At 63.7% G+C, this 23,570-nt stretch carries 22 protein-coding genes; 13 read left to right on the top strand and 9 right to left on the bottom strand.

Annotated elements, in window-relative coordinates; translation table 11 throughout:
• Positions 1–51: 51 nt before the first annotated feature.
• Both PQR42_RS04795 and PQR42_RS04800 read right to left on the bottom strand, forming a co-directional pair.
• The gene (locus PQR42_RS04795) at positions 52–1,284 is read right to left on the bottom strand and encodes an NAD(P)/FAD-dependent oxidoreductase (protein ID WP_408382754.1); all 1,233 of its coding nucleotides are present in this window, start codon (positions 1,282–1,284) and stop codon (positions 52–54) included.
• Between the two features lie 5 nt (positions 1,285–1,289).
• On the bottom strand, positions 1,290–2,201 hold the full coding sequence (locus tag PQR42_RS04800) for a LysR family transcriptional regulator (RefSeq protein WP_408382756.1): 912 nt from the start codon (positions 2,199–2,201) through the stop codon (positions 1,290–1,292).
• 279 nt (positions 2,202–2,480) lie between these two features.
• On the opposite strand from PQR42_RS04800, the gene PQR42_RS04805 reads away from it, so the two are divergent.
• From PQR42_RS04805 to PQR42_RS04825, 5 genes are all read left to right on the top strand, one after another.
• Positions 2,481–3,425 (top strand): aromatic alcohol reductase, encoded by a 945-nt coding sequence (locus PQR42_RS04805; RefSeq protein WP_408382758.1) that lies wholly within the window; start codon positions 2,481–2,483, stop codon positions 3,423–3,425.
• A 237-nt stretch (positions 3,426–3,662) separates the two neighbouring features.
• Entirely contained in the window at positions 3,663–4,463 is an 801-nt protein-coding gene (locus PQR42_RS04810) for a DUF3348 domain-containing protein (protein ID WP_408493577.1), read from the top strand.
• A 10-nt stretch (positions 4,464–4,473) separates the two neighbouring features.
• Positions 4,474–7,353 (top strand): DUF802 domain-containing protein, encoded by a 2,880-nt coding sequence (locus PQR42_RS04815; RefSeq protein WP_408382763.1) that lies wholly within the window; start codon positions 4,474–4,476, stop codon positions 7,351–7,353.
• Positions 7,350–7,997: an OmpA family protein gene (locus PQR42_RS04820; protein ID WP_408382766.1), complete on the top strand. Its 648-nt coding sequence runs from the start codon at positions 7,350–7,352 to the stop codon at positions 7,995–7,997. The genes PQR42_RS04815 and PQR42_RS04820 overlap by 4 nt, the downstream gene beginning before the upstream one ends.
• Before the next feature lie 37 nt (positions 7,998–8,034).
• Complete coding sequence (locus PQR42_RS04825; RefSeq protein WP_408383027.1) at positions 8,035–8,640, top strand: DUF2894 domain-containing protein; 606 nt, start codon at positions 8,035–8,037, stop codon at positions 8,638–8,640.
• A 53-nt stretch (positions 8,641–8,693) separates the two neighbouring features.
• Here PQR42_RS04825 and PQR42_RS04830 read toward each other — a convergent pair whose 3' ends face one another.
• Together PQR42_RS04830 and PQR42_RS04835 are read right to left on the bottom strand one after the other, a co-directional pair.
• The gene (locus PQR42_RS04830; protein ID WP_408205091.1) at positions 8,694–8,987 is read right to left on the bottom strand and encodes a TFIIB-type zinc ribbon-containing protein; all 294 of its coding nucleotides are present in this window, start codon (positions 8,985–8,987) and stop codon (positions 8,694–8,696) included.
• A 71-nt stretch (positions 8,988–9,058) separates the two neighbouring features.
• Entirely contained in the window at positions 9,059–9,823 is a 765-nt protein-coding gene (locus PQR42_RS04835) for a TerC family protein (RefSeq protein WP_408205092.1), read from the bottom strand.
• 120 nt (positions 9,824–9,943) lie between these two features.
• Here PQR42_RS04835 and PQR42_RS04840 point away from each other — a divergent pair, with 120 nt between their 5' ends.
• A complete protein-coding gene (locus tag PQR42_RS04840; RefSeq protein ID WP_408205093.1) occupies positions 9,944–10,822 on the top strand; it encodes a LysR family transcriptional regulator in 879 nt (292 codons plus the stop codon).
• Here PQR42_RS04840 and PQR42_RS04845 read toward each other — a convergent pair.
• Positions 10,798–11,259 carry a TerB family tellurite resistance protein gene (locus PQR42_RS04845; protein WP_408382770.1) on the bottom strand — a complete coding sequence of 154 codons (462 nt, stop codon included), beginning with the start codon at positions 11,257–11,259 and terminating at the stop codon, positions 10,798–10,800. The genes PQR42_RS04840 and PQR42_RS04845 overlap by 25 nt on opposite strands.
• Before the next feature lie 325 nt (positions 11,260–11,584).
• On the opposite strand from PQR42_RS04845, the gene PQR42_RS04850 reads away from it, so the two are divergent.
• A complete protein-coding gene (locus PQR42_RS04850) occupies positions 11,585–12,670 on the top strand; it encodes an alpha/beta fold hydrolase (RefSeq protein WP_408205095.1) in 1,086 nt (361 codons plus the stop codon).
• A 193-nt stretch (positions 12,671–12,863) separates the two neighbouring features.
• Positions 12,864–13,832, top strand: coding sequence for a hypothetical protein (locus tag PQR42_RS04855; protein ID WP_408382772.1), 969 nt, complete (start codon positions 12,864–12,866; stop codon positions 13,830–13,832).
• 408 nt (positions 13,833–14,240) lie between these two features.
• Here PQR42_RS04855 and PQR42_RS04860 read toward each other — a convergent pair whose 3' ends face one another.
• Complete coding sequence (locus tag PQR42_RS04860; RefSeq protein WP_408205097.1) at positions 14,241–14,561, bottom strand: DUF4148 domain-containing protein; 321 nt, start codon at positions 14,559–14,561, stop codon at positions 14,241–14,243.
• A 187-nt stretch (positions 14,562–14,748) separates the two neighbouring features.
• Here PQR42_RS04860 and PQR42_RS04865 point away from each other — a divergent pair, with 187 nt between their 5' ends.
• Positions 14,749–14,946, top strand: a complete 198-nt coding sequence (locus PQR42_RS04865; protein WP_408205098.1) for a hypothetical protein — start codon at positions 14,749–14,751, stop codon at positions 14,944–14,946.
• Positions 14,943–15,824: a hypothetical protein gene (locus PQR42_RS04870; RefSeq protein ID WP_408382774.1), complete on the top strand. Its 882-nt coding sequence runs from the start codon at positions 14,943–14,945 to the stop codon at positions 15,822–15,824. The genes PQR42_RS04865 and PQR42_RS04870 overlap by 4 nt, the downstream gene beginning before the upstream one ends.
• 222 nt (positions 15,825–16,046) lie before the next feature.
• Here the strand turns inward: PQR42_RS04870 and PQR42_RS04875 are convergent, their stop codons facing one another.
• On the bottom strand, positions 16,047–17,213 hold the full coding sequence (locus PQR42_RS04875; RefSeq protein ID WP_408382776.1) for a porin: 1,167 nt from the start codon (positions 17,211–17,213) through the stop codon (positions 16,047–16,049).
• Positions 17,214–17,641: 428 nt separating this feature from the next.
• Here PQR42_RS04875 and PQR42_RS04880 point away from each other — a divergent pair, with 428 nt between their 5' ends.
• Positions 17,642–18,301 carry a M24 family metallopeptidase gene (locus PQR42_RS04880; protein WP_408382778.1) on the top strand — a complete coding sequence of 220 codons (660 nt, stop codon included), beginning with the start codon at positions 17,642–17,644 and terminating at the stop codon, positions 18,299–18,301.
• A 33-nt stretch (positions 18,302–18,334) separates the two neighbouring features.
• Here the strand turns inward: PQR42_RS04880 and PQR42_RS04885 are convergent, their stop codons facing one another.
• Both PQR42_RS04885 and PQR42_RS04890 read right to left on the bottom strand, forming a co-directional pair.
• Positions 18,335–19,831, bottom strand: coding sequence for a HAMP domain-containing sensor histidine kinase (locus tag PQR42_RS04885; protein WP_408382780.1), 1,497 nt, complete (start codon positions 19,829–19,831; stop codon positions 18,335–18,337).
• Positions 19,828–20,574 (bottom strand): response regulator transcription factor, encoded by a 747-nt coding sequence (locus PQR42_RS04890; protein WP_408205103.1) that lies wholly within the window; start codon positions 20,572–20,574, stop codon positions 19,828–19,830. The genes PQR42_RS04885 and PQR42_RS04890 overlap by 4 nt, the downstream gene beginning before the upstream one ends.
• A 266-nt stretch (positions 20,575–20,840) precedes the next feature.
• On the opposite strand from PQR42_RS04890, the gene PQR42_RS04895 reads away from it, so the two are divergent.
• Together PQR42_RS04895 and msrA are read left to right on the top strand one after the other, a co-directional pair.
• Positions 20,841–22,715: a cytochrome c biogenesis protein DipZ gene (locus PQR42_RS04895; protein ID WP_408382783.1), complete on the top strand. Its 1,875-nt coding sequence runs from the start codon at positions 20,841–20,843 to the stop codon at positions 22,713–22,715.
• Positions 22,716–22,768: 53 nt separating this feature from the next.
• Positions 22,769–23,509 carry a peptide-methionine (S)-S-oxide reductase MsrA gene (gene msrA / locus PQR42_RS04900; RefSeq protein WP_408205105.1) on the top strand — a complete coding sequence of 247 codons (741 nt, stop codon included), beginning with the start codon at positions 22,769–22,771 and terminating at the stop codon, positions 23,507–23,509.
• The last annotated feature ends 61 nt before the right edge of the window (positions 23,510–23,570 follow it).

A 23,570-nucleotide genomic window follows, 5' to 3' on the forward strand; every position in this document is an offset into this window, starting at 1 on the left:
CTTGTTTGTCCGCGGCGTTTTTTTATGTGGCTCGAAGCGCGACCCGCGCAGTTAGAACCGCTCAACGCTGAACGGCCGCGGGTCCACGAGCGTTTCTTCGCCGGTCATCATCTCGGCGATCAGACGTCCGGTTATCGGACCCAAGGTCAGCCCGTGATGCGCGTGGCCGAACGCGAACCACAAGCCTTCGTGTTTTTTCGCGGGCCCGATGATCGGCATCATGTCCGATGTGCAGGGACGTCGGCCCATCCAGGGTTCGTCATCGAGACGCTTGCCCAAGGGAAACAGCGTGCGGGCAACCGGCTCGACCGCGGCGAGTTGCGTCGGTGTCCTGGGCGCATCGAGGTTCGCGATTTCCGCCCCGGTCGTCAAGCGGATGCCGCGTGCCATCGGCGCTAGCACGTAGCCGCCTTCCGCGTCGAGCACCGGATGATTCAGGCGGGCCGTCCCCTGCGGCTCGTAGTGCATGTGATATCCGCGTTTGACGGCGAGGGGGAGGCGGTAACCCAATCGTGTACTCGCGCGACCCGACCACGGCCCCAACGCCACGACCGCGGATGAAGCCGAGATCGTTCCCGCTTCCGTATCGACTTGCCAGCCATCGCGCAGCGTGTCCGCATCGCCGATAAAAAACCGTCCGCCGAGCGCTTCGAAATACCGGGCGTAAGCGGTGACGAGCGCGTTCGGGTCGCTCACGGAATCGGATGCCGGATAGCGCAGACCGCCCAGTAGAGTCTTGTCGAGATCGGGCTCCATCTGTTGCAGGCGGGCGGCGTCGAGCGCTTCGAACTCGACCTCATATTCGCGATGCCACTGTTCGGCAAGGCGCGTTTCCGCATCGCGAGCCGCTGCGGTGCGGAACACCTTCATCCAGCCGATTGGGCGCAACAGAGCGCTCGCGCCGGCGTCCGTAGCGAGCGCCCGGTGCTCGCTCACGCAATGCTCGATCAGCGTCGCGTACGACTTCGCAATGGCGGCGTGCCGCGTCGGATGAGAGTTGCGCCAGTATTGCCACAGAAACGGCGCTGTCTTGACGATCGCATCGGCATGGTAGCGAACGTCCGCCGACTGGTTGCGCGCGTAGCGCAGCAACGTGCCGAGTCCGCGAGGAAACGCGTAGGGATAAACGCCTTCGCGCTGAATCAGCCCGGCATTGCCGAACGAGGTCTCGTTGCCGGGCAGCTTGCGATCGACCAGCGCGACCTGACGGCCGCGTTTCTGCAAATGCACGGCAACGCATACGCCGACAATGCCCGCCCCGAGCACAACGGTATCGAATTTCATTCTACTTATAGGCCTCGCTTGAAGTCGCTTTGTTCGAAGAGCTCCGCAATCCAGTCGACAAACGTTCGGGTCGCGCCGCTTGCATTCCGGCCGTGTGGATAGACGATCGAAACAGGCACAGCCGACGATCGCGCACTGGCGAGGACTTCTTTCAGACGTCCCGATTTCAGATACGGCAGCGCGACGAACTCCGAGAGCTGAATCAGTCCCAATCCTTCCAGGCCGCATTGCAGATAGGCTTCTGTTTCATTCACCGAGAAGCGGCTTGGCATGGTCATCGTGAGATCTTCGCCTTGGACGTGGAAGCGCCAGTCGAGCGGCCTGCCGGTGGCGTTCGAAATGTAATTGATCGCACGGTGATCGTTGAGTGCGCTCACGCTTTCGGGCTCGCCATATTCTTTCAAATATCGCGGCGATGCGCACGTGATCCAGCTGAGTTCTCCGAGCCGTCGCGCAATCAAGCTCGAATCGGCCAGTTCGCCGGTGCGGATCACGCAATCGATGCCGTCGTAGATCAGGTCCGCAGGCCGGTCGCTCAGACCGAGCACGAGTTCGATGCCGGGAAAGAGCTGCTCGAATTCGCGGAGCCGCGGCAACACCATCGCGCGCCCGATCACGCCCGGCATGTCCGCGCGGACACGTCCACGCGGGGTTGCTGCGTCGGCGGACAACTCGCTTTCCACGCGCGCGATTTCCGCGAGAATCGCCCGGCAGGACGCGTAGTACCGCTCGCCTGCGTCGGTCAGGCTGAGCGTGCGCGTGCTGCGCCGGAGCAGGGCAGTGCCCAGCTCGTGCTCCAGATTCTTGATCATCGTGGTCACCGACGAACGCGGCAGCGAAAGCGTCTCAGCGGCCTTGCTGAAGCTCTGAGCCTCGACGATGCGCATGAAGGTCGTCATCGCTTGAAGTTTGTCCATGAGCGGGGCACCTGTCCAGGTTCGCGCAGCGCCGTCCACAGGCGCGTTGAAGCGGGCGTTCATCTTACATGGAGTCGTTCGCTTATCCGACTTGAGCCGGTGGGTTCGACGCGGGCGCTTTCTCAATTCCGTGAGGGCGAACAATGGCGGCGACTTGCGCACCTAGACTCCAGATCGTCCGGTTGACGTGTGCAGGAAGCTACTACGCCACGTCTTGCCAGCGGATCGCATCAGCGAACGCCAATCAATCGATTCCCGAACTTCGAAAAGGTCCTACCCATGTCGCACACTCAATCCATTCTCGTCCTCGGCGCCGGTGAACTCGGCATGGCCGTATTGCGCAGTCTCGCGCGCAGGGCCGCGTCGGCGCCGGGCGTGTCGGTCGCGGTTCTTCTGCGGCCGTCGACCCTACAATCGAGCGATGCCGCCAAGCAGAAGGAGGTCGCCGAGTTGCGCGCGCTCTCCATCGAGCTCGTGCCGGGCGATCTGGCCGCGCAGTCCGAGGCATCGCTTGCCGCGCTGTTCCGACGCTTCGACACGGTCGTCTCCTGCACCGGGTTTGTCGGCGGCAAAGGCGTGCAGTTGAAGATTGCCCGTGCCGTGCTCGCGGCCGGCGTCGCGCGCTATTTCCCGTGGCAGTTCGGCGTGGACTACGACGTGATCGGCCGGGGCAGCGCGCAGGACCTGTTCGACGAACAACTCGACGTGCGCGACCTGCTGCGCGTGCAAGACCGGACCGAATGGGTGATCGTGTCGACCGGCATGTTCACGAGTTTCCTGTTCGAGCCGTCCTTCGGCGTGGTGGATCTGGAGCAGAACACGGTTCACGCGCTCGGCAGTTGGGACAACGCGGTGACTGTCACCACGGCCGACGACATCGGCAGGCTGACCGTGGAGATCGTGTTCGCCGAACCGCGCATCGCGGACGAGGTCGTGTTCGTCGCTGGGGATACGGTGACTTATCGCCAGGTGGCGGATGCCGTCGACACGTTGCTCGGGCGCAAGGCTCACCGCGTCGAATGGCGCGTGCCGCAATTGCAAGGCGAACTGGCCGGGGAGCCCGGCAGCTCAATCAGGAAGTACCGCGTGGTGTTTGCGGAAGGCGCGGGCGTGTCATGGGACATGGATCGCACGTTCAACGCGCAGCGCGGCATGGCGGTTTGCAGCATGGAGCATTGGATGCGCGAAAATCTTGTGACGAACAAGGGCGTGTCGCTTCAGTAGGCGCGCGATCGGGAGGAGAAGCGAGCCGGGGCAGCAAGCCGGAGCAGAAGGCCGAAGCAGAACGTCGAAGCAAAACGTCGAAGAAGGCCAAAGCAGCAGGCGAATCACCAAGCCGGCAGGGCCGCCGAGCACCGCGCCGGTCAAGTAAAATGCGCCTCGCGCACGGTCCGCGGATCGACTCGCAGCCGCCCAGGCGCCGACAGCGTGTAAACTGGCGACTTTTTTGTCTCCGGTGGTATGTTGCAAGCCCCCCAGCGCACCGCCCTCAGCGGCCCGGCGCTCATTCGCTTACTGGCACGCCTCGCGGATGTCGATGCTCCCGAATCCAGGCAATCGCTCTCGGACCGGCTCAGCCAATGGCTCGGCTGGACCGACGCCATTGCGCTGTCCTCGGCACTGAGCGGCAATCCGCCCGCCGTCACCGCCGCCGCGCGAAGCTTCGGCAGCGCCGAAGAGTCGGAGTACGTGCGCGCACGCAGTTCGCTGGCGAAGACCGTCACGGGCGATAGCGTGTTCGCGGCCGACAGGCGGCGCGGGTCCGCGCATGGGTCCGCACATGCGTCGTCGCAGAATGCGCCCGTGGAGCCAGCGGCCGATTACGCGGTTTTTCGTCAGCGCTATCTCTCCATCCAGCAGTCGATGGAAATGGCGATCGGCAATCTGCGCGGCCGCCTGCGGGGCATGCTGGCCACCAGAACGCCCGCCATGGCGCGGCTCGCGATGGTGGACGCGGTGATGGAGCGCGCGTTGGGCGAGCGCGAGCGCACGCTGCTCGCTAGCGTGCCTGGGCTGCTCGCCGGCCACTTCGAGCGTCTGCGCGCGGCCGAGCAGGCGACGCTGGCCGCCGCCGAGGCCGCCGAGGCCGCGGACGACGCGGGAAGCGATGCCGCAAGCAACGCCGCAAGCAACACCGCGGCGCTCACACCCGGCGCATGGCTGAATGTGTTCCGCAAGGACATGCAAAGCGTGTTGCTTGCCGAACTGGATGTTCGTTTACAACCGGTCGAAGGGTTGCTAGCCGCCCTTCGCGCCAGCTAACTGGGACACTATGTCCAGATATCGTATTGATCTCGTCGTGTTTTTGGCCGGTCTGGCCGCTGTGTGCTGGATCGCCGCCGGCTACCTCGGTTCGAACCCGCTGGCGCTGGCCGTCACCTTACTGATCGGCGTGTGCTACCTGGCGGGCGCGCTCGAATTGCACCGCTACAACCAGGCCACGGCCACGCTGACGCACGCGGTCGCCGGGCTGTCCGGGCCGCCGCCGAGCCTCGGCGTATGGCTCGAGCCCTTGCATCCGAGCTTGCGCAACGCGGCGCGCCTGCGTGTCGAGGGCGAGCGGGTGGCCTTGCCGGGTCCGGCGCTGACACCTTACCTGGTCGGCTTGCTGGTGCTGCTGGGCATGCTCGGCACGCTGCTCGGCATGGTGGTGACCTTGCGCGGCACCGGCATGGCGCTGGAAAGCGCGACCGACCTGCAGGCGATCCGCGCTTCGCTCGCCGCGCCGGTCAAGGGTTTGGGCTTTGCGTTCGGCACCTCGATTGCGGGCGTGGCGACTTCCGCGATGCTGGGGCTGCTGTCCGCGCTGTGCCGGCGTGAGCGCCTGCAGGCAGCGCAGATGCTCGATGTGAAGATCGCGACGACCCTGCGCATCTACTCGCAGAGCCATCAGCGCGAGGAAGCGTTCCGGCTTTTGCAACGTCAGACTGAAGTGATGCCCACGCTGGTCGACCGTCTGCAGACGATGATGTCGGCCATCGAGCAACAAAGCCTCGCGTTGAACGAGCGGCAGATCGCCAGTCAGGAGGCCTTCCACGGCAGGGCCGAGGCCGCTTATACGCGGCTCGCCGGTTCGGTCGAGCAGTCGTTGAAGGAGAGCGTGGCGGACAGCACGCGCGCCGCCGGCGCGGCGCTGCAGCCGGTCATGGAAGCCACGATGGCCGGCCTCGCGCGCGAGACGACGGCGTTGCACGACACCGTCACGCACGCCGTGCAGCGGCAACTGGACGGGCTGACGAGCGGCTTCGAGACGACCACGACGACCGTCGCGGATATCTGGAACAAGGCACTGGAAGGGCATCAGCGTTCGAGCGAGGAACTGGCGCAGCATCTGCGCGCCTCGCTGGATCGCTTCACCGACACGTTCGAGCAACGCTCGGCCGGTCTGCTGGATGGCGTTTCCGCGCGGCTGGACAGCACGGCGGGCAAGGTCTCGCAGGCCTGGAACGAGGCGCTGTCGCGTCAGGAGAGCGTCGGCGAGAAGCTCGCGGCGAGCAACCAGCAGGCAATGGCTGCGGCCGCCGCGACTTTCGAGCAGCACGCGGCGTCCCTGCTGCGCGGAGTCGGACAGTCGCACGCGGACTTGCAGACCGCGCTGGCTTCGAAGGATGAACAGCGGCTCGCGGTTTGGACCGAAGCGCTTGGTGCGATGGCTGCCACGTTGAGCAAGGAATGGGAGCAGTCGGGCGCACAAACCGCGAGCCGTCAGCAGGAAATCTGCGAGACGTTGGCGCAAACGGCGCGTGATATTTCGGCTCAAACGCAGGCGCACGCCAGCAACACGATTGCCGAAATCGACCGGCTCGTGCAGGCCGCGGCGGAAGCACCGAAGGCAGCGGCGAATCTGCAGGTTGAATTGGCCTCGCGGGATCAGCAGCGGTTGGCAGCCTGGACCGAGACGCTCGGCGCGATGGCAGCGACGTTGAGCAAGGAATGGGAGCAATCGGGCGCGCGCACTGCGACCCGTCAGCAGGAAATCTGCGAGACGCTGGCGCAAATGGCGCGCGACATATCGGCTCAAACGCAGGCGCACGCCAGCAACACGATTGCCGAAATCGACCGGCTCGTGCAGGCTGCGGCGGAAGCGCCGAAAGCCGCGGCGAATCTGCAGGCCGAATTGGCCTCGCGGGATCAGCAGCGGTTGGCAGCCTGGACCGAGACGCTCGGCGCGATGGCGGCGACCTTGAGCAAGGAATGGGAACAGTCGGGCGCACAAACCGCGAGCCGTCAGCAGGAAATCTGCGAGACGTTGGCGCAAACGGCGCGCGACATATCGGTTCAAACGCAAGCACACGCCAGCAATACGATTGCCGAAATCGACCGGCTCGTCCAGGCTGCAGCGGAAGCGCCGAAGGCTGCGGCGAACCTGCAAGCCGAATTGGCCTCGCGGGATCAGCAGCGTCTGGCAGCCTGGACCGAAGCGCTCGGGGCGATGGCCACGACGCTGAGCCAGGAGTGGGAACAAGCGGGCGCACGCACCGCGAGCCGTCAGCAGGAAATCTGCGAGACGCTGGCGCAAACCGCGCGCGACATCTCGGCCCAGACGCAGGCCCACGCCAGCGACACGATCGCCGAGATCGGCCAACTCGTGCAAGCGGCCTCGGAAGCGCCCAAGGCCGCGGCCGAAGTCGTCGCCGAACTGCGCCAGAAGCTCTCCGACAGCATGGTCCGCGACACCGCGATGCTGCAAGAGCGCGGCCGCCTGCTGGAAACGCTGGAAACGCTGCTCGACGCCGTCAATCACGCATCCACCGAGCAGCGCACGGCGGTCGACGCGCTGGTCGCCACGTCGGCGGATTTGCTGGAGCGCGTCGGCACGCGCTTCACCGACAAGATCGAACTCGAAACCGGCAAACTGGGCTCGGTTGCCGCGCAAGTCACCGGCAGCGCCGTCGAAGTGGCGAGTCTCGGCGAAGCGTTCGGCGCCGCCGTCCAGGTGTTCGGCGAGTCGAACGACAAGCTGGTGACGCACCTGCAACGTATCGAGAGCGCGCTCGACAAATCCCTCGCACGCAGCGACGAACAGCTTGCGTACTACGTGGCGCAGGCGCGGGAAGTCATCGACCTGAGCGTGATGTCGCAGAAGCAGATCGTCGAAGACCTGCAGCAGCTCGCCGGCCGGCGCGCTTCAGCCGGAGTTGAGGCGGCATGAGCGAGGACATCGACGGCGGCGTGGAGCAGGTCGCGCCGATCTGGCCGGTTTTCGGCGACCTGATGTCGGTGCTGCTGGGCGCCTTCGTGCTGATCCTCGTGGGCGTGATCGGCGTGCAGTTGGAGCTTTCGAGCAAGCTGGAGCAGGAGGTCAAGCAGCGTCAGCTGGAAACGCAGCGCCGCAAGACGCTCGAGCAGGCGCTCGCGGGCCCGCTCGCGGCTGGGCGCGTGACGCTGGTGAACGGGCGCATCGGCATCAGCGGCAATGTGCTGTTTGCGCTGAACTCGGATCAATTGCAGCCGCAAGGCCGGGATCTGCTGAAGAGCCTGGCCGGACCGCTGTCCGCGTATCTCGGCGCCAATGACGAAATCCTGATGGTGAGCGGCTTTACCGACGACCAGCGCCTGCGCGAAGGCAACCGCCGTTTCGCCGACAACTGGGAATTGTCGGCGCAGCGCGCGTTGACGGTGACGCGCGCGCTGATCGACGACGGCGTGCCCGCGTCGTCGCTGTTTGCGGCTGCGTTCGGCTCCGGGCAACCGGTGAGTTCGAATGCCGACGAGCAAGGGCGCGCCAAAAACCGTCGCGTGGAAATAGCGCCGGTCCCGCGGCCATTGAGTGCAACGGTGAAGCCTCGTGAGTAACAACGGCGATAACGATCCGGCAAACGGAGCCCGTGCGATGCTCGACGCGTGGCGCGAGCGCGGCGCCGATCGCCTGGATCCTGTTCGCTTCCATTTCATCGAGGCGCTCGAGCGGCGCGCGGCCGACCATAGCGGCGAAGCGCGGCGGATTCTGGACGAGAGGCTAGCCGGTCTGCTGGACGCGTATGCCGGGCATATCGAACGCGCGGCATCTCCGGCTGACGACGCTGTTGCCCACGCCGCGAACGAACCCGCGCATGCAACGCTGAAGAGCCTTGTCGACTACATCGCGAGTCAGGATCATGTGCCCGCGGCGATCGGTTTGCCACGCGCCGCTTCCTATCCCGAACTGCCCGCGCTCGATTACTTCAGGGAGGTCTGGTCGAAAGTCCGTACCGAGAAGCAGATGCGGCAGTCGCTGGAGCAGGTGCCTGGGAACGCCGGTCCGCTCAACTCGAGCAGCCTCGTGCACCGGGCGCTCTCGCTCATGCGCGAAGTTTCGCCGGGCTACCTCAAGCAGTTTCTATCCTACGTCGACGCCTTGTCGTGGATGGAGCAAATGAACGGCGGCGCTGCGCCTGCTGGTAAAGACGCGCCTCGCGCCGGCAACGCCGGCAAGAGCGCTCGCGGCAAAGCACGCTAGTGCGATATGCGCCGGAACGTTCCCGGCGCTTCTTCCTTCATGGCTGACGGCGCTCAGTCGAAATCGAACACGTCGAAAATCGAGCGCTTTTTCTTCTGCGTCCGATAGTCCGTTCGACGATCGTCGTAGCCACGGTGGGTATCGTACGAATGGTCCCGCTCCCGATGGCTATCGCGGCTCGCACGCGGCGCGGGCGGTGCGTCGGTACTCGCGGCGTCCTGCGCGATCAGTTTGTCGAGTTCCCCTCGATCGAGCCACACGCCCCGGCAGTCCGGGCAGTAATCGACTTCGATCGAGCGACGCTCGGTCATCAGCAGGTCGGTGGTCTTGCAAACGGGGCATTTCATGGTGTCGCTCCTCAAGAGTAGAAAGACATCGAATGCTGGACCGGGCGAGCGCCCGATCCGGAAACAAACCATCACACGCTATCGATCATTGCCCGGTGCTGAGTGCGCTTCGATTTCGCGCGACGCACCAGCATGTTCATCGCCTCGACGAACGCGGAGAACGCCATCGCCACGTAGATGTAGGCCTTAGGCACGTGTGAGCCGAAACCTTCCGCAATCAGCGTCATGCCGATCACGAGCAGAAAGCTGAGCGCGAGCGTGACAATGGTCGGATTGCGATCGATAAAGCGTGACAGCGGGCGCGCGGCGAACAGCATTGCCAGGACCGCGCTGATCACCGCGACGAACATGATCGGCATGTGTTCGGTCATGCCGACCGCCGTGATGATGCTGTCGACCGAGAACACCATATCGAGCACCAGGATCTGGCCGATCGCGGCCGCCACGGTCAACTGGACGGTGCTGCCCGCCTTGCTGCGTTCCTCTTCCGCATGGACCACGTGGTGGTGGATCTCACGCGTCGCCTTCCAGACGAGGAACAGGCCGCCGCCGAGCAGAATCAGATCGCGCCACGAAAACGCGTGGCCCAGGAGCGTAATGGCGGGCGCGGTCAATTGCGCGATCCACGCAACCGTGCCGAGCAGGCCGAGCCGCATGACGAGCGCGAGCATGATGCCGATGCGCTGCGTGCGCGCCCGTTGCGCTTCCGGCAGCTTGTTGCTCAGGATCGAAATAAAAATCAGGTTGTCGATGCCGAGCACGATTTCCATCACGACCAGCGTGAGGAGCGCGGCCCAGGCGGCGGGGTCGGCAACGAGTGTGAGCAGAGTGTCCATGGTGTCCGTGGGCGAATGAATACGGGTGATGTCGGATTAACGCCATGATCGCCTCCTCCTTGATTCGGATAAATCAGTGATACGCTGAGCGACATATCGTTTTTTTCGAAGTGTCACGCCATGCTCAATTACCGTCATCTGTACTATTTCTGGATCGTCGTGAAAGAGGGCGGCTTTGCGCGCGCGGCCGAACGGCTCGACATGGCGGTGCAGACCATCAGCGCGCAGGTGCGGGAGCTGGAGAAATCGATCGGGCGCCAATTGCTGAAACCGGCTGGGCGCGGCGTCACGATGACGGAAGCCGGCGAGACGGCGTTCAATCGCGCGGAGCAGATTTTTCAGCTCGGCGAGGCGCTCCTCGACGAGATGCGCGAGGCCGGTGGGGAAGGCGTGGCGCGGCTCGCCGTCGGTCTTTCCGATGGCATTTCAAAGCTCGCGGCGCACGCGCTGCTGGCGCCGGTGCTCGGTACGCCGTCGCTCAGGCTCCTGTGTCACGAGGGCGAGCATGCCGAGTTGATGTCGGAACTCGCGCTGCATCGGCTCGATCTGGTGCTCGCTTGCCAGCCGGCGCCGCACAATGCCGATCTGCGCGTGCTGAGCCAGCGCCTGGCCGGCTCGCCGGTGGACTGGTACGGCCCGGCGGAAATCGTCCGCAAATCCGCGCGCGCGGGCTTTCCGCAATGCCTCGCGGACGTGCCCGTGCTTCTGCCAACCCGCCACGCCGCCTTGCGCGCGCGGCTCGACCGGTGGTTCGACGCGCAGGGCATCCGGCCGCGCATCGTCGGCGAATTCGAGGACAGCGCGCTGATGGCGGTGTTCGCCGCGCGCGGCCTCGGCGTGTTTCCGCTCGCGGAACTCGGCGCGGAGGATCTGTCGCTGCTGCGGGGCCTGCGTTGGCTCGGTCGCGCGGATGGCGTGATCGAGGAGATTCACGCCATCCGCTCGCGTCGCGGGCAACATCATGGGCTCGCTTCTCAGGTGGTGGCGGGCGCGCGCTGATAACCGCGCACGACGCGCGACGGGAGCCCGTGACGATTGGCGGCCGGCGTCAGGTTGGGTCCCCACGCGTTCAGCATGGCGGCGAGCAGGGCGATTTCGCCGTCCGCCAGATAATCGTCCGCGACCGCCACGGCGACACATAGGCGAATGACCTTGCGGCGCAACGCAGGATCGTCGATCTCGTCGATCAAGGTGGTGAGCATGGCCGGATCGAGACGGCCCACTGGTGGCGCGAACGACGGATGCGCGACCGAATGGTCCTCGCAGAACGTTTGCACGATCTGCTCGAATTGCGCGGGCGCGAGACCGAGTTCGCCGGCGATATTCAATCGCTGCAGCACGCGCTCTTCCGAACTGCACACGTGACCGTCCGAAGTGAGGGCCAGCGCGACGATGCGTGCTGCGGCTTGCGGGCTGTTACGCGGATAGGTTCGCATGTTTTTTCCTTGCTTGGACGATGTCCGTAGTGAAGATGAGCTTCAGTCTGCGGTACGTTCAGGATCGGATAAACCTGCTAATTGCGAAGCGAAGGTTCGGAAAAGACGAAGCTCGGCAAGGCAATCACGAAGTCGGTGTTTCGGGAAATGCCCCTGCGCCACGGCACGTCCCGCGTCCGCGCTCAAACGTTTGCAGCGTTTGATTACATCGCGACGGCTTTCTATGTTGAAAGCTGCCCATGACGTCACCCCGCGCGGGTAGCGGGAAGTTTCTTTCCTCCGACAAATCACGGCCTCTCCAGCCCACAACCAGATTCCGCGTGTCATGTCCGCTAGTCCGCCCAGTCTCCGGCAGCAGATACGTTTCTGTACCAGCAGCGACGGCGTACGCATTGCCTATGCGAGTTCGGGCACCGGTCCGGCGATCGTCAAGGCTGCAAACTGGCTGAGCCATCTCGAACTCGATCTGAAGAGTCCCGTATGGAGTCATCTGGTCGAGGAACTGAGCCGCAAGCACACGCTCGTGCGCTACGACCAGCGCGGCTGCGGCTTGTCTGATCGCGACGTAGCGGAGATTTCGTTCGAAGCCTGGCTGCATGATCTCGAGGCGGTGATCGACGCGAGCGGCGTCGAACGCTTCACCTTGCTGGGCATATCGCAGGGTGCGTCGATTTCGGTCGCCTATGCGGTCGCGCATCCGGAGCGCGTGAAGCAACTGATACTCTACGGCGGCTATGCGCGCGGCAAGCTCAAGCGGCAGGGCGGCGACGCGATGCGCGACGAGGCCGAAACGCTCGTCAAGCTCGCCGAACTCGGCTGGGGGCAGCAAAATCCGGCCTTCCGGCAATTCTTCACGACGCAGTTCATCCCTGGCGGCACGCCCGAGCAGCATCGCTGGTTCAACGAACTCGAACGCATGACCACCACGCCGCGCAACGCCGCGCGAATCATGCGGGTCTTCAACGAGATCGATGTCGTCGATCTGCTCGAACAGGTCACGTGCCCGACGCTTGTGCTGCACGCCAGCGGCGACGCCCGCGTGCCCTTCGAAGAAAGCCGCCTGCTCGCGGGGCAGATCCCGGATGCGCGTTTCGTGCCGCTCGAAAGCGAAAATCATCTGCTGCTCGATACGGAGCCCGCGTGGCTGCGCTGGCGTGAAGAAATCAGAAACTTCCTCTCCGCCGACGTCGGCATCGACCCCGTGTTCGCCACGCTGACGCCGCGCGAGCGCGACATTGTCGAACTGATTGCGGGCGGACGCGATAACGCCCAGATTGCCGCGCGACTCGCGCTCAGCGAAAAGACCGTGCGCAATCACATCACGAGCATCTTTGCGAAGCTCGAAGTGGAGAACCGTTCGCAGGCCATCGTGCTTGCCCGCAAGGCGGGTTTCGATTCGCCCGCAGCGTGACGGTATCGGGCCTGCCCGGCGATCCGGGACATAGGCCCCCTCGCATCGCACGAATCCACGCTATCCCGGCTGTCTGCCGGGACCGCCGCCTCATGTGCACTTCCACTCCGCCACGGAAAATTCGATTCAGACGGTGACCCACGCGAAATCTCGCCGCGCCGCTCGAATCCCTTTTCCATCGAGGAGTAGTGCCATGAATGCGATCCAGGCCGAGTTGCCGTCCCAGCGTTACGCGAAATGTATTGAAGTGTCCCGGCGTATCCGCTGGGATATCGACCGCGACGTGATTCGCGGACGCCGTTTCGATCTCTCGCACAAGTTCCTGCCCGACGGTCTCACGGAAGTCGACCGGCTACCGTTCCTGAACGCGGGCGACCGCCGGTTGATGTCGCAGGTGCAGGGACGTACTTACGCGAACATGTTCCGGCTGGTCGAGCGTTTTGTCGCCGCGAAGATGCTCGAAGTGGGCCGCGATCACGCGCTGGGCGACCAGATCGCGCTCGAAGCCGTGATGCGCTTCACCGAAGAGGAACTGAAGCATCAGGAACTGTTCCGCCGCATCGAGATACTGGCCGGTGAAGACATGCCGGCGGGTTACCGTTTTCTGCCGCCGACCGACGACGTCGCGAACTTCGTGCTCGGCAAATCGACGTGGGCCATTCTCGCGCTGACCTGCTGCATCGAGATCGTGACGCAAGTGCATTATCGCCAGAGCATGGAAGTTGACGACAGTCTGTCGCCACTGTTCAAGGACGTGTTCCTGTTTCACTGGAAGGAAGAGTCGCAGCACGCGATCATCGACGAACTCGAATGGGTGCGTGACGACGCGAAGCTCGATGCCACGGCGCGCGATGCGGCGATTGGCGACCTGATCGAATTGATCGGCGCGGTGGACGGTTTGCTGCAATTGCAGGCCGAAGCCGATGCGGAGTACTTTCTCGCCAATGCCGGGCGCACGTTCACGGATCACGAACAGGCGCGCGTGAAAGCTGGGATGCTGGATGCGTATCGCTGGCAGTACATCGTGTCGGGTGTCGAAGAGCCGCGTTTTTCCAAGCTTTTGACGAGTCTGATCGACGAACGTCAGGGCGAGCGGCTGGGCGCGTCGCTCGCGCCGATCGTGCGGCGCACATTGAACAGTGTGATGCTGAGTCAGATGTGATGACGATTGAGGCAGCAAGGCTGCCTCGTTTTTTGATGGTACCGGGGTCTTGCCGAAAAGGCCGGATGAGTTAACACTCGCGGGTGAACATCTGCCCAAATAACTCATAAGGCCAGCCGGTTTCTCGCCGACAATCAACCATTGATAACAACGTTCAAGGAGCAGTGCGCAAAGGACGGCCTGCGATTCGGCGCGACGCATCGGGCGGACGGCTACACATTTGCCAATGCCAAGGACCCCGACGGCAATTCCATCTCGATCTCCAGCCGCGGTTTCGCTTCCAGCCGCTAGACGCGAGCACCCACCCACGGTGAGTTCGATGCGGGAAAAAAGGAGCGTCGATCCGAAGAAAACCGACGCTCAAAAGGAGAACCCGCTGTCCACAGGTTCACACACACCGGAACGCCATCAATGCATGGGCATGTTTTGCATTGCCGGCTGGTTGTCGTCGAGCGCGCTCTGCTGGGCTGCGTGCATGGCGGCTACTTTTCTTTCCGCTTCCTGAATATCGGCGGGATAGTCGCTTTCGTCGCCGCGAGACGGGTCGTAGCCGGCGGCCTCCAACTCCTCGAGTTCGTGCCGCACTTCGGCGCGCGTGACCTGATGCGTGCCGGGTGTGGCCGACGTTTGCGCATAGGCACCGCTTGCCGTTGCCAGAAAGGCGGCGCTTGCAACGAGTGCGCCGGCTACAACGCGGACCGTGAGACGGTTCAGAGAGGTCAGTTTCATATCAATACTCCTCAATGTGCGAGCGCAATTTTCGAACTCGACGCGAGTCGGCATCAGCACGCTCTGAACCGGTAAACCAGCGGAGTGGATTTCTTATTCCCGGCAGCGCGTTGAAAGGAGCGCGGGAATAACCGCCTGGGATTCGGCGTCTTGCAGTGCGTGAAGACACGAATTGGGGGTGATCAAAATGGACATCATCGATATGGCCCGTCAATCGGGAATGGCGGTTATTCTCGACGCCCGGATCGGCCGGGAGGAATACCACAGCGTGTGCGGTTCGCTGTCAGCGCTGCAGAAATTTGCCGACGCTATTCGCCAGACGCCGGTGAATCACAAAACGGGTGGCAATCGGCAGGAACGGCCTCTCGCGTGGGGGGCGAAATGAATCGAACGCGTATTGCGACCTGGAAGCCACTGTTTCCGGGCGACATGCTGCGAGCCGCCGGGCGGGCGCCGATAGCGCCTTTTCGGCGGCCACTGGGCTTGTCTGCTCGCGTTGTGAGGGAATCGACCGTCCATACTCTCCTGCGCCGCTGTCAGCTCGTGTCCGGCGTGGTTCTGCTGGTCTATCTCTCCCTGCACCTGGTGAATCACGCACTCGGGATCTGGTCGCTGGATCTTGCGGGGCGCGGTCTTGTGTTGGCGCTGCGGGTGTGGCGCAGTGCGCCGGGAACGGTGCTTCTTTATGGCGCGTCGTTATTGCATTTTTCGCTGGCGCTGCGAACGATCTACGGGCGCCGTCACTGGAAACTGCCGCTCACTGAATGGGTTCGGCTTTGGGCGGGACTGAGTCTGCCTCTGCTGCTGATCCGCCATGTGGTGTCCACCCGGCTCGCTTCGTCGCTGTACGGTTTCGAACCGAACTACGAGCGTATCGTGATATCGCTCATCACCAGTGGCACGCAAGGTTTGCAGCTTGCACTGCTTGCGCCGGGCTGGGTGCATGGTTGTCTGGGACTGTGGTTGCGTATGCGTCATCGTGCGGCGGCGCGGCGCGCGAAGCCCTTTCTGATTGCGCTGCTCGTTCTGGTGCCCATGCTGTCCGCCGCGGGTTTTGTTCGAATGAAGCAAGCAGTCCTGGCACTTCGCGTCGGGCCATTGCAGGCTGACCCAAAGCTGGTCGCGCATCAACTTGCGCTCGACACATGGCGCCACAACATCCTGATGCTGTATTTGTCGTTGCTGATCGGCGCGTTCGTGGTGGGGCAGTTACGCAACTGGCTGGAACGTCGTCGGCTTCGGAAGGCGGCGATCAACGTCTGATTCTCAAGGTTCGTGAAAGGCCGTCGCGGCTACGACGACGCCGACTGTGGCTTCGGGTGACTGCGCGGCGGTGGAAAAGCACGTCATTCACGACCCCGGATACGACGACGAGCTTCAGTGTGCAGCACAAAGAGAAGTGCAGACACTGAAGCTCGTCGGTTGGTGAGCGGCGAGATACCGCTCGACTAACAGCGTTCCTCGCCGTGGCGAGGAACGTATACATCAGAAGCGATGGCGAATGCCGACGCGGAATGCCAACTGGTTGTCCGCGCCCGGACCCGACGGACCGAAGAAGCTCGTGCTCGAGCCGATCTGCGCCTGCACGTCGCCCGTTGCGGTGTTGTGGCCCGAAGCGATCTGGTAGATACCCAGCGCATACACGTCGGTACGCTTGCTCAGCGCGTAATCGACGCTCAGGTCACCCTGATTCCAGTGGCCTGTGTTCGCGTTGCTCAAATGCATGTACGTGTAGCCCGCGCCGACCGTCAAGGCCGCGGTGAACGCGTATTTCGCGCCTGCATCGTAAGCCGTGAACGTGGTCGCGGCGCCCGTCAGCGTTTCGAAACGTGTATTGGTATAGAGCGCCCACAGTGTGGCCGCGCCGATCGTGTAACGGCCGCCGACACCGTACGTACGCAGGTCGCGCACATTGCCTGTCGTCACGTTTGCAAGGGTGGTCGAGAAGGTCGGGACGGCCTGGCTCGGGAAACGGATGTCCGTGTACGCAGCGCCGACGCTGATCGGGCCGTTCGCGTAGTTCGCCCCGAAGCTATACGCGCGCGACGAACCCGCGACCGGTGCCGCGGCCGTGCCGGTTGCCGGCGCACCGGCAAAAGCGCCTGCCTGGTTCGAGAAGCCGTACAACGCGCCGAACGTGAAGCCCGAGAAGTTCGCGCTGCTGAACTTGACCGCGTTGTTGATGCGGCTGGACGTCAACTGGTCGACGTCGTTGATGTGATAAGCGTAGTTGCCTGCAGCGGTCTGGCTGCCGGTCGAATATGTGCCGCCCAGGTAGTCCGTCGAGAACGAGTACTGGCGGCCGAACGTCAGCGCGCCGACGTTGTTCTGCGACAGACCGACATAAGCCTGACGGCCGAACAGTGCGCCGCCCTGGCCCAGCGTACCGTTGCCGCTGTTAAAACCGCCTTCCAATACGAACAGCGCCTTCAGGCCACCGCCCAGATCTTCCGTGCCGCGCAGGCCCCAGCGGCTGCCCGAGGCAACGCCGTCGTCGTATTTGACGAGGTGGTCGTGGCCCGTGCCGGCGCGGGCGTTGTTCACGTAGCTGATACCGGCATCGATCAGGCCGTACAGCGTGACGCTGCTTTGTGCCTGTGCGTTGAGCGTGATGCTTCCGAGGACGGCGGCTGCGAGCAGGGTCTTTTTCATCTTTTCCTTCTTCTTATAGGGTGGCTGCGCGGCGCGTGTTGCTGCGCGCGGCGCGAACCGGGTTGGCAAACGACACCAGACATGGATCGAGCGCCCACGGCAAAGCCGCACGAGGCCGCGCAGGGAAGGATCGATGTCTGAAGAATGCGATTGAACGGGGGCGAGACGACGACCACGTTGTGCGTGATCGGCACCGCCTGGTGACGGACGCGTCGGAGCATCGGCGAATCGGTCCGGCGCGCGAGTGTCTTTGAGAGAAGCGAGCCGTCTTGTCCCGTTATGTCTTGCGGAATATATCGGCCTGTTAACTTCTCGTAAACGAATTCGTAGGTAGTTGTCGTCTTTATGACACACAGTAAGGTGACGTGCGCCGTGGACACTGGACTTTCTGCTCGCTATATTCAGGTGGATATAACCGGAGAGAGTGGATGGAAGCAGCGGCGAAGCAGGCGGTCGGCAGCAAATACGTGCTCGAGTCGATGAAATATGCGCAGGGCAAGACGTGGGAAGTCGTGAACCGGCTGGCGCGACGGGTACAGCCTGGCATGCTGGAGTCGGAGGCAAGGGTCGAATGCCATGACGTGCTCAGAGATATGGGCATGGACCGTATCTGGCATCCGATCCTGGTGCGCTTCGGCGAAAACACGCTGAAGGTTTTCAAGGAGCAGTCGGAAGGCGACCCGAGGCTCAAGGACGACGATATTTTTTTCGTTGACCTCGGCGTCGTTTTTCAGGGGCACGAAGGTGATGCGGGCGCCACCTTCGTGGTCGGCAACGACGCTGAGATGAAGGCCTGCGCCGATGCCGCGAAAACCGTATTCGACGAGGTGGAACATCATTGGCGCACGACCCGCGCTGGCGGAAAAGCGCTATACGAGTTCGCGGAGCAGCGCGCCGCGGCACTCGGCTGGCGTCTGAATCTGGATATCAAGGGTCATCGCGTGAGCGACTTTCCGCACGCGATCTACAAGGCGGGCAACCTGGGTGATTTCGCCGATTGCCCGGACGCGGGCCTGTGGATTCTGGAAATCCAACTCGCCCATCCGACCCGGCCATTCGGCGCGTTCTATGAGGACTTGCTGATCTGAGCCTGGACCCGCAGCGGAATAAAGCGCGCCTCGTCACATCAGGACGCCGGCGGCACTCGACCGGGTGGCGGCCGTCGGCAACTCGAAGCAAAAGGTCGTGCCCGTTCCCGCCGTGTCGAGCAGTCGTATCTGGCTATGGTGCAGTTGCAGCATGCGCTGGACGATCAGCAATCCCAGTCCGCCGCCCCGGTGCGCGCCGCCGGAGCTGAATGGACGCTCGAACAGACCTTCGCGCTGCTCGGGCGGAATGCCCGGGCCCGTGTCGCTGACCGTGACGGACACCTTGCCCTCCTTATGCGCGAGAGCGACTTCGATCGATCCTTCAGTGGGTGTATGGCGAATCGCGTTGTCGAGCAGATTCGTCAGCACGCGCTCGATCATGCCGAGATCGGCGCTGACGTTCGGCAGGCGTGGCGGAATATTCGCTTGCAACTGAATGTGCCGCGCTTCGGCCGGCAATTCGAATTTCTGGAAGACGTCCTGTACCAGATCGACTAGCGAGAATTGCTCAAGCGCGGGTTGCACGTTGCCGTGCTCGAGCCTCGCCAGTTCGAACAAAGCCTGCGCGAGCCGGCCCACCTTGACGCTTTGCGCGAGCGCGATCGCCAGATAGCGTTTGCGCTCCGTTTCGCCGAGCGTGTCGGACTTCAACGACAGTGTCTCGAGGTAACCGTGCAGCGACGTCAACGGCGTGCGCAGGTCGTGCGAAATATTGGCGATCAGCTCGCGGCGCTGCTGGTCCTGCCGCGTCAGCGCGCGCCATTGTTCGCCGATACGGTGCGCCATCTGTGCGAACGTCGCTTCGAGCACGGCGATTTCGTCACGCCGGCCGGCCGGCGACGAACGCGGCACGCTCGGCTGCGTGTCGGGCTCGCCCTCCGCATCGAAGCGGCGCATGGCGTCGGTGAGGCGGCGCAGCGGCCGCGTGATCAGGCCGAAAGCGGTCAAACCGGCGAGCAAGCCCAACAGGGCGACCAGCGCCATCGACCACAAGGTCGTGCGCAGCACGGAACTGGCCGCCACGCGCGCGGCGAGCGCGTCGTGTTCCTCTCCGAGCAGGACCACGTAGATATACCCCGACGGCGCCTGTCCGCTCAGTTGCAGCGGCGCGGCGCTGAACACCTTTTTACCGTCGACGCTGCGCGGGTCGTCGCCGAGAATCGGCAACGCGTCTCCTGCGATGAACTGCCGGATCGGCGCAAGATTCACCTGCTCGCGCTTGACGTGTCCCGCGGGCGCGTCGTCGCCTTTGATGCGCCCCTGGTTATCGAGCAGATAGACCTCGACGCTCGGATTCACCCTCATCAGCTGGCCGAACAATTGCCGGACTGCGTCGGGCCGCAAGCCGTTGGCGTCCATCAGCGAATTGCCATGAGCGATATGGTCGGCGAGATTGCGCGACAGGCTTTGTATGACTTCCTTCTCGTGCAGATCGCTCGACCGGATTTGCAGGAAGGCCGACGCGCCGCAGCATGCCAGCAACAGCACGGAGAAAACGAGCGAGAGCCGCTGGGTCAGCGTCAGATTCACGATGGGTCCTTCGGTGCGCCGGCGGGCGCGAGTGGCTCGCCGGGCACGGCGAGCTTGTAGCCGCGACCCCAGACGGTCAGGATGCGCTCGGGTTGAGCCGGGTCGGCCTCGATCTTCGCGCGCAGCCGGTTGATATGGGTGTTGACGGTGTGTTCGTAGCCCTCATGCTGATAGCCCCACACCGCATTGAGCAGGTCCATGCGCGAGAACACTTTGCCGGGATGCTGCGCGAAGTAGTACAGCAGGTCGAATTCGCGCGGCGTGAGTTCGATCGGCTTGCCGTCGACGGCGGCCTCGCGCGTGAGCGGATCGATCGACAACCCGGCGATGCGCAGACTGCCGGCTTCGATTTTCGAGTCTTTCGCCAGCGCGTCGACGCGGCGCAGCAGCGCCTTCACGCGCGCCACCAGTTCGAGCACGGAGAACGGTTTGGCGAGATAGTCGTCCGCGCCGAGTTCGAGGCCGAGAATCCGGTGCACTTCGCTCGAACGCGCGCTGGTGATGATGATCGGCGTATAGCGCGTCATCGCGCGGGCGCGCCGGCAGATTTCGAGTCCGTCGACGCCGGGCAGCATCAAATCGAGAATCAGCGCGTCCCAGCCGCCTTGTTCCAGCAGGCGCAGCCCTTCATTGCCGTCGGCACTGTGCACGACTTCATAGCGCTCGTCGCGCAAATGCAGACTCAGCACGTTGGCGATGTCGACGTCGTCTTCGACGATCAGGATGCGCTTCAGATTGTCCATGGTGGGCTAGAGCCGCGGTTCAGGGCGTGGTTGAGGAGGAGGGCCGGGCGTGGCCGCCGGGAAAAGCGGCCCTTGCGCCATTGTGCAAAATTTCCCGGCAGCGAGTTATCACATTTAATTTAACTTTTCGTGAGGACTTCGACACCGGCGGCGCTCTAGGATGTGGGCACTTTCCGCAGTATCAGGCTTTGGATGAACTGCACGCCGGCTGCCGGCCGAGCCAGCGTGCCCACTTTAACCGACCTAAATGAACGTTCGGAACTGACATGTTACTCATCGTTCTCGCCTATCTCGGCGGCGCTCTCACGATTCTCAGCCCGTGCATCCTGCCGGTGCTGCCCTTCGTTTTCGCGCGCGCCGACCAGCCTTTCGTGCGCAGCGGATTGCCCTTGCTGGCGGGCATGGCGCTGACCTTCGCCCTCGTCGCCACGCTTGCCGCGGTGGGCGGCGGCTGGGTCACGCAAGCCAACCAGTACGGCCGCTGGCTGGCTATCGCACTGCTCGCGATCTTCGGGCTGACGCTGCTGTTCCCGCGCTTCGCCGATCATCTGATGCGGCCGCTCGTCAGCGCCGGCAATCGCCTGTCGAATTTCGCGCAGGCCGACGGTCAGCAGGTCCGCGCGGGTTCGTCGTTTTTGCTCGGCATTGCCACCGGGCTGCTGTGGGCGCCGTGCGCCGGTCCGATTCTCGGTCTCGTGCTGACGGGGGCGGCATTGCGCGGTGCGAGCGTCGGCACGACGTTGCTGCTGGCGGCCTACGCGGCCGGTGCGGCGACTTCGCTGGCGGTGGCGCTGCTGATCGGCGGCAAGGTGTTCACGGCGATGAAGCGGTCGCTCGGCGCAGGCGAATGGATCCGCCGCGGCATCGGTGCGCTGATGTTGTGTGGCGTGGCGGCGATCGCGCTCGGTTTCGACACCGGCATACTCGCTCGTGTCTCGACCGTCGCGACTGGCGGTCTCGAACAGAAACTCGTCGATAAGCTGTCGCCGAACGCGGCCCCGGGCAAAGCGCCGGTCGCCGACAATCCGGCCGATGCGTCCGGCGGTGCGATGGTGAGCGCCAACCCCGCGTCGCAACCGGCCGCTAACGCCGATGCGGATTCCACCGTGGCCAATGCGGCGCAGGGCGGCGCGATGATGCGCACCGCCGCCGAGGCGGCGCCGCTGCCGGTCGAAGGCGTGCTGCCCCCGTTGAACGGCGCGGTCCAATGGCTGAATTCGCCGCCGCTCACGACGCAGGACTTGCGCGGCAAGGTCGTGCTGGTCGATTTCTGGACTTACTCGTGCATCAACTGTCTGCGCTCGCTGCCGTATGTCAAAGCGTGGGCGCAGAAGTATAAGGATCAGGGGCTCGTCGTGATCGGCGTGCATGCGCCGGAATTCGCCTTCGAACGCAATATCGACAACGTGAAGAAGGCAACGCACGACCTCGGCGTCGACTATCCCGTCGCGATCGACAACAACTATGCGATCTGGCGCGCGCTGAATAACCAGTATTGGCCCGCGCACTATTTCGTCGATGCGAAAGGGCAGATCCGTTATCACCACTTCGGCGAAGGCGATTACGCTGAATCGGAGAAGGTGATCCAGCAACTGCTGACCGAGGCGGGCCATGCGAATGCGTCGAAGGTCGCCATCGGTATTGCACACGGCGGCGCGCAAGGCGTGCAGGCCGCGGCGGACAACGCCGACATGCAATCGCCGGAAACCTACGTCGGCTATCAGCGGGCGGAGAACTTCGTGTCGCCGGGCGGGGAAGTGGCGGACAAGACGCACACGTATGCGGCGCCGTCGCAACCTGGCGTCAACGACTGGGGGCTCGCCGGTTCATGGAACGTGGGCGCGGAGCACGCCACGCTCGTGGCCCCGTCGGGGCGCATCGTGTATCGCTTTCATGCACGCGACCTGCATCTGGTGCTTGGTCCGGGCAAGGACGGTAAGCCGGTGCGGTTTCGCGTGAGCGTCGACGGCGCCGCGCCCGGTGCGTCGCACGGCACCGACGTCGCCGCCGATGGCAGCGGCACCGTGACCGGACAGCGTCTCTATCAGTTGGTGCGGCAAACCGGCGAAGTCGGCGATCACACCTTCTCGATCGAATTTCTGGACCCGGGCGTGCAGGCGTTTGCTTTCACGTTCGGCTAAGGCGGTGCGAGCGGGCCGCCCCAACAACTCTCAATTGACCAAAAGGACTGACCATGCGCACGATATCTAACAGCACAGCGTCGCTGCGGAAGCGTTTCTCCGTCACTCGAATCATGGGCCTCGTCGTCGTTGCTCTCGGTGTGGTGGCCGCGCAGCACGTCGCGCATTCGGCTGAAGCCGCCACGAAGATTCCCGCGCCCGTACAGGACGAAAAAGCCGCCGCGACGCATACCGAAACGGCGGTGTTCGCGGGCGGCTGTTTCTGGGGCGTGCAAGGCGTGTTCGAACACGTGCGCGGCGTGAAGCAGGTTGCCTCGGGGTACAGCGGCGGCGCGGCATCCACGGCGCAATACGAAACCGTCAGCGACGGCGATACGGGACACGCGGAGTCGGTGCAGATCACTTACGATCCCACGCAGATCACGTATGGACGTTTGCTGCAGATCTTCTTCTCGGTCGCGCACAATCCGACTGAGTTGGACTATCAGGGCCCCGACCACGGCTCGCAATATCGCTCGGCGATCTTTCCGGTGAATGCAGCGCAGCGCGGTATTGCGCAGTCGTATATCACGCAGATCGACAACGCTCATGTGTTTTCAGCGAAAGTCGTGACTCGCGTGGAGGACTTCAAGGGCTTTTATCCGGCGGAAAGTTATCACCAGAACTTCCTCGCGCTGCATCCGGACTACCCGTACATCGCGATCAACGATCTGCCGAAAGTGACTGACCTGAAGCGGATGTTCCCGGATTTGTATCGCAACGATCCGGTGCTGTTTGCGACGGCGGCGCGATAGGCAATGGGCTGATGCGCCGCGACCGCGACCTTGGCCTTGGCCTTGGCCTCGGCGGCACGCG

It is taken from the genome of Paraburkholderia sediminicola, from assembly GCF_046027355.1.
Lineage (GTDB): Bacteria > Pseudomonadota > Gammaproteobacteria > Burkholderiales > Burkholderiaceae > Paraburkholderia > Paraburkholderia sediminicola_B.

Coding starts and splice junctions, on each gene's coding strand:
- PQR42_RS04795 (WP_408382754.1), bottom strand. CDS start 1,284: ATGAAATTCGATACCGTTGTGCTCGGGGCGGGCATTGTCGGCGTATGC.
- PQR42_RS04800 (WP_408382756.1), bottom strand. CDS start 2,201: ATGGACAAACTTCAAGCGATGACGACCTTCATGCGCATCGTCGAGGCT.
- PQR42_RS04805 (WP_408382758.1), top strand. CDS start 2,481: ATGTCGCACACTCAATCCATTCTCGTCCTCGGCGCCGGTGAACTCGGC.
- PQR42_RS04810 (WP_408493577.1), top strand. CDS start 3,663: ATGTTGCAAGCCCCCCAGCGCACCGCCCTCAGCGGCCCGGCGCTCATT.
- PQR42_RS04815 (WP_408382763.1), top strand. CDS start 4,474: ATGTCCAGATATCGTATTGATCTCGTCGTGTTTTTGGCCGGTCTGGCC.
- PQR42_RS04820 (WP_408382766.1), top strand. CDS start 7,350: ATGAGCGAGGACATCGACGGCGGCGTGGAGCAGGTCGCGCCGATCTGG.
- PQR42_RS04825 (WP_408383027.1), top strand. CDS start 8,035: ATGCTCGACGCGTGGCGCGAGCGCGGCGCCGATCGCCTGGATCCTGTT.
- PQR42_RS04830 (WP_408205091.1), bottom strand. CDS start 8,987: ATGAAATGCCCCGTTTGCAAGACCACCGACCTGCTGATGACCGAGCGT.
- PQR42_RS04835 (WP_408205092.1), bottom strand. CDS start 9,823: ATGGACACTCTGCTCACACTCGTTGCCGACCCCGCCGCCTGGGCCGCG.
- PQR42_RS04840 (WP_408205093.1), top strand. CDS start 9,944: ATGCTCAATTACCGTCATCTGTACTATTTCTGGATCGTCGTGAAAGAG.
- PQR42_RS04845 (WP_408382770.1), bottom strand. CDS start 11,259: ATGCGAACCTATCCGCGTAACAGCCCGCAAGCCGCAGCACGCATCGTC.
- PQR42_RS04850 (WP_408205095.1), top strand. CDS start 11,585: ATGTCCGCTAGTCCGCCCAGTCTCCGGCAGCAGATACGTTTCTGTACC.
- PQR42_RS04855 (WP_408382772.1), top strand. CDS start 12,864: ATGAATGCGATCCAGGCCGAGTTGCCGTCCCAGCGTTACGCGAAATGT.
- PQR42_RS04860 (WP_408205097.1), bottom strand. CDS start 14,561: ATGAAACTGACCTCTCTGAACCGTCTCACGGTCCGCGTTGTAGCCGGC.
- PQR42_RS04865 (WP_408205098.1), top strand. CDS start 14,749: ATGGACATCATCGATATGGCCCGTCAATCGGGAATGGCGGTTATTCTC.
- PQR42_RS04870 (WP_408382774.1), top strand. CDS start 14,943: ATGAATCGAACGCGTATTGCGACCTGGAAGCCACTGTTTCCGGGCGAC.
- PQR42_RS04875 (WP_408382776.1), bottom strand. CDS start 17,213: ATGAAAAAGACCCTGCTCGCAGCCGCCGTCCTCGGAAGCATCACGCTC.
- PQR42_RS04880 (WP_408382778.1), top strand. CDS start 17,642: ATGGAAGCAGCGGCGAAGCAGGCGGTCGGCAGCAAATACGTGCTCGAG.
- PQR42_RS04890 (WP_408205103.1), bottom strand. CDS start 20,574: ATGGACAATCTGAAGCGCATCCTGATCGTCGAAGACGACGTCGACATC.
- PQR42_RS04895 (WP_408382783.1), top strand. CDS start 20,841: ATGTTACTCATCGTTCTCGCCTATCTCGGCGGCGCTCTCACGATTCTC.
- msrA (WP_408205105.1), top strand. CDS start 22,769: ATGCGCACGATATCTAACAGCACAGCGTCGCTGCGGAAGCGTTTCTCC.